The organism is Staphylococcus simulans (assembly GCF_025561465.1).
In the GTDB taxonomy this organism is placed as follows: Bacteria; Bacillota; Bacilli; order Staphylococcales; family Staphylococcaceae; genus Staphylococcus; species Staphylococcus simulans.
In genome coordinates this window covers 445,611-457,821 of the sequence record NZ_CP095100.1, presented here as the reverse complement: position 1 = coordinate 457,821, position 12,211 = coordinate 445,611, and the positions used below count along the sequence as shown (strand labels likewise).

The window sequence follows — 12,211 nt, the reverse complement described above, 5'->3', positions numbered from 1 at the left end:
TACGAATTTTCATCTTGAGAACAAGGGGGCATGTTTATGGAACAAGCTCACAGAATTTTAAGTATTTATACGCGTTTGCTTCAACAAAAGGTTGTAAATAAGTATGAGCTGTCTAACGAATGGGGTGTCTCTTCAAGGACAATACAAAGAGATATCGATAATATTCGGAATTTTCTTTACGATACAGACGAATGGCATGGTTATCGTAAAGAGATTACCTACAATCATAAGATAGAATCTTATGAAATGGACAGTTCCAGTTCAAACCATGAAGTCTCACTTTACTTTTTGCTGACGTTGTTAGAAACCGTTTCACCTGATATTGATCAACATCTTTATAATTATTTAGAATTACTGATTGCGACTTTCCATACGCAACATGAAAGTGAATTACGTGCACATTTGTCTAAGTTGAAAGTTGGCAAACGTTTCGATGAACTCAATCATATTGTGACTGCTTCACGTGCAATCAATAAATCTCAAAAGCTATATACTGATAATCACCAAGAGATTACCCCTATCGGCATTCAATATTATAACTTTACATTCAACCTAATTTATAAGATGCATGATCAAATTCTTTCTACTGACTTAAAACAAAAAGTTGTCACTTTCAGTCCAAACCACTTCCATGCACAATCCGTCTATAACTCTATAGAATGGGTCACATTTGAACTCGTGCCAGAACTCTATGAATTGATTCGACATCGTTACCAACACAAAATCATTAAATTAGTTAATAAAAAGTATTATGTCATTCGTATTAAAATGTGTGTTGAAGATGCGATTAACTTCTGTTTCACTGCACGAAATCAAGCACGGCTTGTCGGACCTGAAAGTACATATCAAATTGTGATGAAAGAATTGTTGAAACTTCAAGAAACATACTTATTTACTCGACTAAGCGCAAATGAATATTAACATGAAAGCTGTATGTTCAATTTGGACATGCAGCTTTTTTGTCGAAACTTATAATGAGTTTCTTCCTATATTAATAGCCACTTTCTGTTTATTCTATCACGCTTTCACTCTTTCTTAATCATTTTAACTTTCTGTTTAAACATATAGTCATCAGATGACATAATGTGTCATACAATGTGGATAAGTCGTGTGCTTTATTTATGAAAAGCGCATTCATTTTTCTGATAAATGAAAATTTATGTCTACACCTATTATGTAAAATAAATGTATAAGCAATATATATTTTTTTCATCTTAGTAAGTCTATCAAAGTATATGCATATTTATTATTAGGAGGATTAGAAAATGAAAAAGAAACAACTATTTTCTTTACGTAAGCTATCTGTGGGGATTGCTTCAGTATCACTTGGGACATTAGTATTTTTAGGCGGAGGACAAACAGTAAGCGCTGAAACACAAGATTTAAATCAAAAAACTCAAGAAGCTTACAACACGATTAATAACTTACCGAGTTTAACAGATGCTGAGAAAGATGCGTACAATCAACAAATTTTAGAACAAAGCGGACAAAACAACTCAAACTTTGATGCGATTTTAGCTGAAGCTCAACAAGATAATACACAAGCAGCTGAGGATATTAACTATGCTTCTCAAGATGCTTACAATATTATCAACAACTTACCTAGCTTAACTGATGCACAAAAAGATGCGTATAACCAACAAATTCTTGAATCAGCTGGTGCTAACAACACTGACTTCGACAAAATTTTAGACGAAGCACAAGCTACCAATGATCAAGCAGCTCAAGATATCAATCAAGCTTCTTTAGATGCTTACAACACGATTAACAACTTGCCTAGCTTAACTGATGCGCAAAAAGACGCATATAACCAACAAATTCTTGAATCAGCTGGTGCTAACAACACAAACTTCGACGCTATCTTAGCAGAAGCTCAAAAAGTAAATGATCAAGCAGCTCAAGATATCAATCAAGCTTCTCAAGAGGCTTATAACACAATCAATAACTTACCTAACTTAACAGATGCTCAAAAAGATGCATACAATCAACGCATCTTAGAAGTTGCAGGTACAAATAGCACTGACTTCGATGCGATTTTATCAGAAGCTAAAGCTGCTGATGCTCAAGCTGCTAAAGAAACACCTGAAGCACTAGAAGCATTAAACAAAGCAACTCAAGATGCATATAACACAATTAACAACTTACCTAATTTAACAGATGCACAAAAAGATGACTTCAACCACCAAATCTTAGTTGAAAGTGGTCAAAACAGCACAGAAAAATTTGAAGCTATTTTAGCTGAAGCAAAAGCTTTAGATGCTAAACAAGCACCAGTTGAAGAAGACAAAGCTGATGATAAAGAAAAACAAGAAGATTCAAAATCAGAAGATAAAGCTACTGAAGAAGAAGCAAAACCTGAAGACAACAAGTCTGAAGAGAAAGCTGATCAAAAAGAACAACCTAAAGAAGATGCTAAAACTGAAGGTAAAGTAAAAGAAGAAAAAATACCTGAAAACAAAACAGATGAAAAAGCTGTAGAGAAAGATATTAAAAAAGCTGCGGATGAAAAAACTTCAGTAAAAGAGAGAACTAAAGCAGCTCATGATGCAGTGAACAAATTAGAAAATCTAACTCAAAAACAAAAAGACGCTTATATCGCACAAATCGATAAATCAGCTAAAGAAGATAAAGGTGCACAATTCGAAGCAATCTTAACAGAAGCTAAAGCAGAAGACGCTAAAGTTGCGAAAGAAAATGCGAAACCTAAAGCTGATGCAAAAGAATTACCAGCAACTGGTGAATCAGACGAAGTACTATTTGGTTTATTATCTAGCTCTTTATTTGCAAGCGCAGGTACTTTATTCTTATTAAACGCACGTCGTAAAGAAAGTAAGTAATATTTTTCTTCTATCTAACATTATAAAAACTCCCCTATCTCAAACAACCTGGTAGAAATATCTATCGGGTTGTTTTTTCTGATTCTAAGGAGAAACTTAAAAAGTAAGTTAAGATAGTTCTTCTAAAACTTTAATTTATACACATTAAACCATTAAATAATTTTCAAAACTCTATAAAAGACATATTATGTCATACCAAATGTAAAAGGCACGTATAAATTTACAGAAAATTTTCACACTTATTTTTTAAGTGAAGCATCATGTCTATATACGTAGTGTAAAATATATGCATATCTATAAATAATCTATCATATCGCCATCATTATTATGGTTACATCTAGGAGGAGATTACATCATGAAGAAAAAACAAAAATTTTCTTTACGTAAATTAACAGTAGGTATCGCATCTGTATCTTTAGGTTCAGTTGTACTATTAACTGGTACACAAAGTGCTCAAGCTGAAACTAATACAAACGACCCAGCAGTACAAAAACAAACTGAATTAGCTAGAAAAGCTGCCATTGAATCAGCTCAAAAAGATCATGCGCAACAAATTGCTAATGCTAAAACTGAAATTTATAAATTAGAAAATCTTTCTAATTTTACAAAAGCTAGATACAGCGCAAAAATTACTAAAGCAGCTACTGATGAAATTGCAGGATTAGTTCAAAATGCTAAAGCTGAAGATGCTAAAATTGCTACTGCTAAAAATGCAGGTAAAGAACAAGCTAAAGCTGACGCTGCTGCTAAAGATAAAGCTGTTAAAGCTTTAAACCAAAAAACTGCTGATGCTTATCAAGCAATCAATTCTTTGAAAAACATCACTGACAAACAACAATTAAGCTTCTTACATCAAGTTGAAGTAGACAGCGGTACTAACAACGGCGAACGTATCGATGCTATCGTTGCTGACGCTAAACAATTAGATGCTCAATTCGCTTACGATAAAGAACAAAAAGCTAAAGCTGAACAAAAAGCTGCAAGAGAATTAAATACTTTAACTCAAGTTGCTTATAACACAGTAAATGGCTTACACTACTTAACTGATCAACAAAAAGACGCATTTAACAAACAAATCTTACATGACAGTGGTAACAACAACGGTCAAAACATTAACAATATCGTTGCTAATGCAAAAGCTTTAGACGAACAAAATGGTAACGCTAAACATGCTCGTGAAGCAGGTGCTAGCACTGTTGAACAAAAAGACAAAGCAGTTAGAGAATTAAACACTTTAACTTCTGTTGCTTATAACACAGTTAACAATTTACCAAACTTAACAGATGCTCAAAAAGATGATTTTAACCATCAAATCTTAGTAGATAGCGGAAACAACAACGGTCAAAAAATTAATGACATTGTTGCTGCTGCTAAACAAAAAGATGCTGAAAGTGCTCAAGCTAAACACGTTCGTGAAGCAGCTGCCAACACTAACCTTCCAGCAGACGTAGCTAAAAAAGTTAAAGCAGCTCACAATACTGTTGAAGCTTTGAAAAACTTAAAACCAGAACAAAAAGCTGCTGCACATCGCAAACTTAACGAAGTAGCACGTACAGATGCTAAAGCTATTGATACTGTTGTAGCTCAAGCTAAAGAATTAAATGCTAACCAAGCACCAGGTAATAATGAAAGAGCTAAACAAAAAATTGAAACAGCTCAAAAAGCTCATGCTCAAAGAATTGCTAATGCTCAAGCTGAAGTTAATAGATTGAAAAATGTTTCTAAAAATACTAAAGCTGAATACAACGAAAAAATTTCACGAGCAGCTACTGATGAGATTCCAGCATTAGTTAAAGAAGTTAAAGCTCTAGATGCTGCTAAACAACCTGCTATTGCTAAAAAAGAAATTGCCGCTGCTCAAAAAGCACATGCTGAACAAATTAAAGAATCTCAAGCTTTAGTTAACAAATTAGAAAACCTTTCTAAAGAAGCTAAAGATGAATACAACAGCAGAATTGCTAAAGCAGCTACTAATGAAGTAGAAGCAATCGTTAATGAAGCTCAAGCTGAAGATACTCATGCTGCTACTGCTAAAAAAGAAATTACAGCAGCTAAAAATGCTCACGAAGCAGAAATCGCTCAAGCACAAGCTGTTGCTAAACAAAAAATTGAAACAGCTCAAAAAGCTCACGCTCAACTACTTGCTGATGCTCAAGCTTTAGTTAACAATTTAGAAAACCTTTCTAAAGAAGCTAAAGATGAATACAACAGCAGAATTGCTAAAGCAGCTACTGATGAAGTAGAAGCAATCGTTAATGAAGCTCAAGCTGAAGATGCTCATGCTGCTGCTGCTAAAAAAGAAATTACTACAGCTCAAAAAGCTCATGCTAAACAAATTGCTGATGCTCAAGCTTTAGTTAATAAACTTGATAAACTTTCAAAAGATGCAAAAGCTAGCTACAATCAACAAATTGCACAAGCAGCTACTGATGAAGTTGCAGCAATAGTTCAAAAAGCTCAAGCTGAAAATGCTAAACAAGCACCAGTTAATAAAGAAGTTAAACCTGCTCAAAAAGCTACAACTACTCCAGGTCAAGCTAACAAAGCTGGTCAAACTACAACTGGTCAAAACAATGGTAAAGTTGTAACTGGTCAAAAAGCTGCTCAAAAAGCTGCTCAAAAAGCTGGTCAAACTACAGCTACTACTAACAAAGCAGCTGCTCAACAAAAAGCTAAAGACGCTAAAAAACAATTACCTGCAACTGGTGAACAAGATCAAGTATTATTCGGATTATTATCTGGTTCATTATTCGCAAGTGCTGGTACATTATTCTTATTAAATGCACGTCGTCGTAAAGAAAACGAATAATTTAATCGTTATTCTTTCTAAAAATTAACACCTATACTGAAACCCGGTAGGGAAATGGTCAATGGCCGTTATCCTTACCGGGTTTCTTTGATTTTGACTTATTTCTCTCTAATGTCTGCACAATATTCTCCTTTGTTTATCTTTATGAATTAAAGTGTGTATCTGCTTGACGTTCTAAAGGTAATCCCGCTTCAAACCGCTCAATATACTGTTTGAAACTCTCTACATCCTCTGCTTTTGGTTCAAGCACTAATGCTTCGACATCACCAAATGCATGATGATCTAAGTAATCTGATAGTTTTTGACCTTGGTGGTCCACATGATAACGGGCAAGCACCGCAATACCCCATGCGCCGCCTTCACTCGCTGTCTGCATCACACTGACCGGACTTTCAAGTGCTGCAGCTAAGAAGCTTTGTGCTACGCCTTCTGTTTTAAAAATACCGCCGTGACCAATCATACTGTCGATTTCCAACGCTTCATTACGTTTCAATAAATCGATACCGATTTTCAACGTACTAAAAGCACTGAAAATATGTGTTTTCATCACATTCGCCAAATTAAACTGGCTTTCTACACTGCGAATGAACATTGGATAACCTTTTGGCACATCTGTAATAAATTCACCCGAAACATAGCCATAAGATAATAAATGACCGAGTTCTTTATCCCCTTCAAGCGCCTTTTCGAACATCCGTGTAAATAAGTCTTCCTTTGTATACGCAGCTCCCATCGTATCCAGCACTTCTGCGAATAAATCCATCCAAGCATTGATATCAGACGTGCAGTTATTCGCATGAATCATCGCGACTTCATCACCTGCAGGCGTCGTCACTAAATCAACTTCTGGATACAATTTCTCTAGTGGATGATCTAAGACAATCATAGAGAAGATACTTGTCCCTGCAGAAATATTTCCTGTTCTTGGCGCGACACTTTTCGTTGCGACCATACCTGTTGCCGCATCACCTTCAGGTACACACATCGGGCATCCAGCTTGTAACTCTTGATTTGGATCAATCAACTTCGCACCTGTTTCTGTTAAGTAGCCTGCATCTTCTCCAGCTACCAACACTTTCGGTAAAACATCATACACATCTTGCGTATAACCTTCTTTGTGATAAAGGTCATTAAATTGATTTAATAAATCTTCCCTGAAGCGATGCGTCTTCGGGTCTATTGGAAACATACCTGAAGCATCTCCAACGCCTAAAACGCGTTCACCTGTTAAATACCAATGTACATAACCAGATAATGTCGTCATATATCGGACGTTTTGCGTATGCGGTGCATCATGAATCGCCGCATCATATAACTGCGCAATACTCCACCTTTCAGGAATATTCACCCCAAAATGTTCTGTCAGCTTACGTGCTGCATCATGTGCGTTATTATTACGCCAAGTACGAAATGGTACTAATAAATCGTCTTTATCATCAAACGCTAAATAGCCGTGCATCATACCACTGATACCTAAAGACTTTAACTGTTTAATAGCTACACCATACTTGTCTTTTACTTCATCTGTCATCGATTGATAACTGATTTGAAGACCGTTCCAGACGTCATTAAGTGAATACGTCCAAAATCCATCTTTAAATGTGTTCTCCCATTCAAATGACCCTGTTGCGATTGTTTCACATTGTGCATTAACTGCGACTGTTTTGATTCGTGTAGACCCAAGTTCTATACCTACACTGATATCTCCAGCTTCAATCTGTTCCTTAATCCTTTCCACAGTTTCCACCTTCTCCTAATATTCATTCACTTTCTCTATTTATGTAACAGTTGTATATACAACCGTGTAACCGTTATCATAAATCGTAATCCACAATGAAAGCGTTGTCAATAAATATCTTAAACGTTTAAGGTTTATTCTTACACTTTAACAAGTGATTTACTAAATATTGGTAGTGTTTGGTGATTCATGTATTTTCGAGCGCAGTAAATAGTATCATGTTTATGAATATTGAAATAAGTAGACAAAAACTAAAAAAGAGACCTGTCCTTTTTGAACAGATCTCAATGTATGAATCACTCACACTTTTCTATAACGTTTTAAGCCTACAATATTCAGTATCGTAAATATTACAATAAAGAGGACTAAAATACCGATATCAAACCAGAATGTATTAATACTTTGTGCTTTAATCATAACTTTAGTCAACGCATCCCCTGCATACCGTAATGGGAACAAATAACCGATACTTGCGATAAAGCGATTCACATTATCCAACGGAATAATACCAGAGAATAATACTTGCGGTACGACTACAATCGGAATAAATTGCAGCATTTGAAACTCTGAATTCGCAAACGTGGAAACGAATAATCCCATAGTAAGTGTCGCAAAGGCAATCAGTATATTGATTAATAGTACCCACAAGATATTGCCTGCGACATCAACTTTCAATAAGTAAATTGAAAACAGTACAATAATCAACGTTTGTATCACCGCAAAGATACCGTATCCAACTAGGTAACCGAACACAATTTCACTACGCTTGATTGAAGTCGCAAGTATACGTTCTAAAGTACCTGTCGTTCTTTCTCTTAGTAACGCAATACCTGAAATTAAGAATACAAATAAAAAGACAAAGAAGCCCATTAAAATCGGAAACATTTTATCAAAATAACTGCTGTCAGCATCTCCATATAAATAATGCGCATCAAGTGAGGTTAATTCTGATGTTTGATTTGTTTTCATAGTTTTCATTTCACCCGCAAGTGCTTGCATTTTATCTTTTTGAAGGGTACCAGCTAGCATTTGTTTTACCGCTGTCGTTTTACTTGGGTTCTCATTCGTATAAGTGACCACTAATTGTTTATCATCTTTTTGAACATAGGCATCTAAATCATGTTGTTCGATTAAGGTTTTGACAGAGTCAGAGTTATGATAAGTTTCTGTCTGCACTTTATCTTTTGGCAGTGCTTTAACAAAAGATTTAGGGACATCTTCAGAGAAACCGATATTTAAGTGTTCTTCATTATCGCTATTAAACAAGAAGAACATAATTGTCAAAATGATTAAAGGGACGATAAACATTAAAGCGAGCGTACGTTTATCACGAACTAGATCAATCATGACACGTTTTAAGACTGCTTTAAATCTCATGACCCTTCGCCTCCTCTGCTTTTAAGAATACCTCTTCAATACTTGAAGCATTAAACTGTTGTTTTAATTCATTTGGTGAGCCTAACGCAAAGATATGACCGTCTACTAATAAGCCAACTTGATCACAACGTTCTGCTTCATCCATGACATGTGTTGTCATCAAAATAGTTTGTCCTTGTTCAGCTAGTTGACGCAGTTCATGCCAGATTTTTTGACGTAGACTCGGATCAATACCCACAGTCGGTTCATCTAAAATAAGCAAGTCTGGTCTCCCTAATAAAGTAATTGCTAGGGATAAACGCCGTTTCATACCGCCTGAAAATGTATGTACAATTTGCGATTGTTTATCTTCTAAATCGACCAGTTTCATATAGCGTTTAATATCCTCGTTTAATTGCTTGCCGGATAATCCTTTTAAATTGCCAAAGAATACTAAGTTCTCTTTCGCACTTAAATTCTCATACAAAGCGAGTGTTTGTCCCATATAACCGACATGGCTCAATACTTTACGATTTGGCATTGAATGATTATAAATAGATGCTTCTCCTCCATCTAACTGTTCCATACCTAGCCAACATTTAATGGCTGTTGTTTTGCCTGAACCACTCGGTCCGATTAATCCCATAATTTGACCTTGTTGAAGCGTCAACGAAATATCTTCCAGCACCGTTTGCTTATTAAACGCTTTAGATGCATGTGTTAACTGTGCGACAGCTTGCATAACTTCTCCCCCATTTCCTATCTCTGCATTGCATATCCATATTACTTTCATTATAAGCCATTCTGGTCTACGAACAACGTATCACCTTTTTAAAACACCTTAATTACACATTTTAAATATGACAATTTTATCAACTTTGAACAATAGCCTGATATGTAAGTCTAGCAATTAACCTTATGGGTAAATATAATAATGAGACTATTTATATATAAATACAACTTATATTAGAGGAGGCTATTTCTTTATGAAATATGTAATTGTCGGAACTTCTCACGCAGGTTATGCGGCAATCGAAACGCTATTAATTTCAGATCCAGAAGCAGAAATTGAAGTGTTTGAAAGTGCAGATAAACCTTCATTCTTATCCTGTGGTATTCAAAGTTATCTAGAAGATGTTGCGCCTAGCTTAGATTCACTACACTATGCAAGCGAGGAATCACTAGAAGATCGTGGTGTTAAAGTTCATGTGAATACTACAGTAACTGACTTAGATACTGAAAATAAAACTGTAACAGTTCAAGATAAAGACAATAATGAATCTAAAGTTGATTATGATAAATTATTCCTAAGTCCAGGCGGCGTACCAAATGCACCGCCAATTGATGGCATCAATGACTATAATAATGTGTTATTCATGCGTGGTGCTGACTGGGCAGGCAAAATCAAAGAACGCATGAAATCTGCGAAAAAAGCAATCGTTGTCGGCGGCGGTTATATCGGTATTGAAGCTGCAGAAGCTTTCGTTAAAGCTGGTATTGATACAACAGTGATGGATGACGGAGATCGTTTAATTAAGACGTACCTAGACAAAGAATTTACTGATATTCTCGAAGAGAATGCGAAAGAACACGGTTTAAAATTCAGAGGTAACGAAAATGTGAAAGCATTAAAAGTAGATGATAATAATAACGTAACTGGCGTTGTGACAAACAACGGAGAATTTGAAGCCGATACAGTTATCTTTACTGTAGGTGTTAAACCTGCGACAGAATGGTTAGATGGTAAAGTGAAATTAGGTACTAAAGGTATTATTGAAATTAACGACCACCTTGAAACATCTGAAAAAGATATCTACGCAAGCGGTGACGCAACAATGATTCCTTATGCACCTATTGAAGAAGAACGCTATATTGCCCTTGCGACAAACTCTCGTCGTCAAGGTTATGTCGCAGCACGCAACATGGCTGGCCATGATATGAAAATGCCTAGAGTTTCTGGTACATCTGGCTTATCATTATTCGATTATAAATTTGGTCAAACAGGTGTACACGAATCAGAAAAAGATAATTATGACGGTAATTTAGGTGCAACGTATATCGAAGTACCTGTACGTCCTAAATTCAGACAAGATGACACAACTGTGCATCTGAAAATTATCTATGATGAAGATTCTCACCGTATCTTAGGTGGTCAAATTATGAGTAAAGAAGACTTAGTAGAATCTATCAATACAATTTCAGTCGCAATCAATGCCGGCTGGAAATTGGAAGATTTAGCGTTAGTTGACTTCTTCTTCCAACCTAACTTCGATCGTCCATGGAACTATCTAAACGTCTTGGCACAACGTGCATTAGGCGATGATGTCTTCCCTAAAGACAATCAATTATTCTAACAACTCATTAAATTAATAATCATGTAGAGTGCGGGGCAGTGTCAAAACGGCACTGTCCCGCTTCTCATGTATTTGCTTAACATACCAACTGCCTTTAGAATGAAAGTAAGCTCAAAAACATAGATAAGTGAGGAGGTTCGTCTAATATGTCTCCAGTTTTAATGTGGGTATTATCATTAATTTTCTTCGTGACGGTTATTTTAATTCAAGGTTCTTTAATGAAACGTATTAAAAGCGACTGGAATTTAATCGTGCCTGTAATTTCTGTACTCGTGATGACAGGTTTATTCATCGCAAACTATATCGTCGTTCCAGTCTACATTCTTTATGTACTTGTGACTGCGTTTCACGTTTATAGATACACACACGGTACTGTCAAAAACTTTAAAGGTTTCAAAGACTGACTTACACACATACCTAATTGATTTTAGGTATGTTTTTTATTGTCTTAACAAGCTCAACTAATATGATAAACTATAACCATAATCAATAATATATTATAAAGAAGGTGCAACGTTGGCTACTTTTCTAAGTACTATCAGTATCGTCATTCTTTATGTTGCCGCATTATTTACGCAGCACTACATACTGCGTCATACCAATAAGAAATATAAGTTTGTAGTACCGATTGTATATTCAGTCATTTTGTTGGTGTTGTTCTTAACACATATTATTAACTTACCAACTTTTATTATTTTCTTTATATTAGGCGCAGTTCAACTCTTCGGCCTTGAACAACAACTTAAACGACATGAGGAAAATAAACAGAAACATTCTGAAGCAGACAAAAAGAAAGAGGTGTCATAAAACATGTCTCCATTTTTAATGCATTGGGTTGTACCGCTTGTTACACTGATTATTGCGATTCTTCTTCAAAAAGTAATTGCGTCAAAAGCAAGTGGCAAAGCTAAGTTTATCATTCCTGTTTTATTCTTCATTATAATTATCGGGTATAACTTGCAAGGTATTATCTTATTAGCTCATACAGTTATTTTTATTGTAGTCGGTGAATTCTTCATCGTACTTCAAGGTTTCAAATCTGATAAAGCACATGATGAAACTGACTAATATTATAAAAGTGGCACGTTTAACGAAAGATTTTGCTTTCTTAAACGTG

Annotated in this window: 10 protein-coding genes; 7 read left to right on the top strand and 3 right to left on the bottom strand. The window is 35.4% G+C overall.

Translation table 11 applies throughout. From position 1 onward, the window contains the following. Positions 1–36 precede the first annotated feature (36 nt). The 3 genes from MUA87_RS01765 to MUA87_RS01755 all read left to right on the top strand — a co-directional run bounded on the left by MUA87_RS01765 (position 37) and on the right by MUA87_RS01755 (position 5,646). On the top strand, positions 37–921 hold the full coding sequence (locus MUA87_RS01765; RefSeq protein WP_262551211.1) for a helix-turn-helix transcriptional regulator: 885 nt from the start codon (positions 37–39) through the stop codon (positions 919–921). A gap of 344 nt (positions 922–1,265) precedes the next feature. Beyond that, complete coding sequence (locus MUA87_RS01760) at positions 1,266–2,837, top strand: YSIRK-type signal peptide-containing protein (RefSeq protein ID WP_262551210.1); 1,572 nt, start codon at positions 1,266–1,268, stop codon at positions 2,835–2,837. 355 nt (positions 2,838–3,192) lie between these two features. After that, positions 3,193–5,646: a YSIRK-type signal peptide-containing protein gene (locus MUA87_RS01755; RefSeq protein ID WP_262551208.1), complete on the top strand. Its 2,454-nt coding sequence runs from the start codon at positions 3,193–3,195 to the stop codon at positions 5,644–5,646. A 142-nt stretch (positions 5,647–5,788) separates the two neighbouring features. Here MUA87_RS01755 and MUA87_RS01750 read toward each other — a convergent pair whose 3' ends face one another. The 3 genes from MUA87_RS01750 to MUA87_RS01740 all read right to left on the bottom strand — a co-directional run bounded on the left by MUA87_RS01750 (position 5,789) and on the right by MUA87_RS01740 (position 9,482). Continuing rightward, complete coding sequence (locus tag MUA87_RS01750; RefSeq protein ID WP_262551206.1) at positions 5,789–7,384, bottom strand: xylulokinase; 1,596 nt, start codon at positions 7,382–7,384, stop codon at positions 5,789–5,791. A 300-nt stretch (positions 7,385–7,684) separates the two neighbouring features. Beyond that, positions 7,685–8,761, bottom strand: a complete 1,077-nt coding sequence (locus MUA87_RS01745) for an ABC transporter permease (RefSeq protein WP_262551205.1) — start codon at positions 8,759–8,761, stop codon at positions 7,685–7,687. Next, entirely contained in the window at positions 8,751–9,482 is a 732-nt protein-coding gene (locus tag MUA87_RS01740; RefSeq protein ID WP_023015552.1) for an ABC transporter ATP-binding protein, read from the bottom strand. Before MUA87_RS01740 ends, MUA87_RS01745 begins: the two co-directional genes overlap by 11 nt. Positions 9,483–9,726: 244 nt before the next feature. On the opposite strand from MUA87_RS01740, the gene MUA87_RS01735 reads away from it, so the two are divergent. The 4 genes from MUA87_RS01735 to MUA87_RS01720 all read left to right on the top strand — a co-directional run bounded on the left by MUA87_RS01735 (position 9,727) and on the right by MUA87_RS01720 (position 12,162). Beyond that, positions 9,727–11,094, top strand: coding sequence for an FAD-dependent oxidoreductase (locus tag MUA87_RS01735; RefSeq protein WP_262551204.1), 1,368 nt, complete (start codon positions 9,727–9,729; stop codon positions 11,092–11,094). Positions 11,095–11,240: 146 nt separating this feature from the next. Then, positions 11,241–11,498: a hypothetical protein gene (locus MUA87_RS01730; protein ID WP_002479937.1), complete on the top strand. Its 258-nt coding sequence runs from the start codon at positions 11,241–11,243 to the stop codon at positions 11,496–11,498. Positions 11,499–11,610: 112 nt separating this feature from the next. Next, on the top strand, positions 11,611–11,901 hold the full coding sequence (locus MUA87_RS01725) for a hypothetical protein (RefSeq protein WP_023015554.1): 291 nt from the start codon (positions 11,611–11,613) through the stop codon (positions 11,899–11,901). A gap of 3 nt (positions 11,902–11,904) precedes the next feature. Further along, complete coding sequence (locus MUA87_RS01720; RefSeq protein WP_107539758.1) at positions 11,905–12,162, top strand: hypothetical protein; 258 nt, start codon at positions 11,905–11,907, stop codon at positions 12,160–12,162. Positions 12,163–12,211 lie beyond the last annotated feature (49 nt).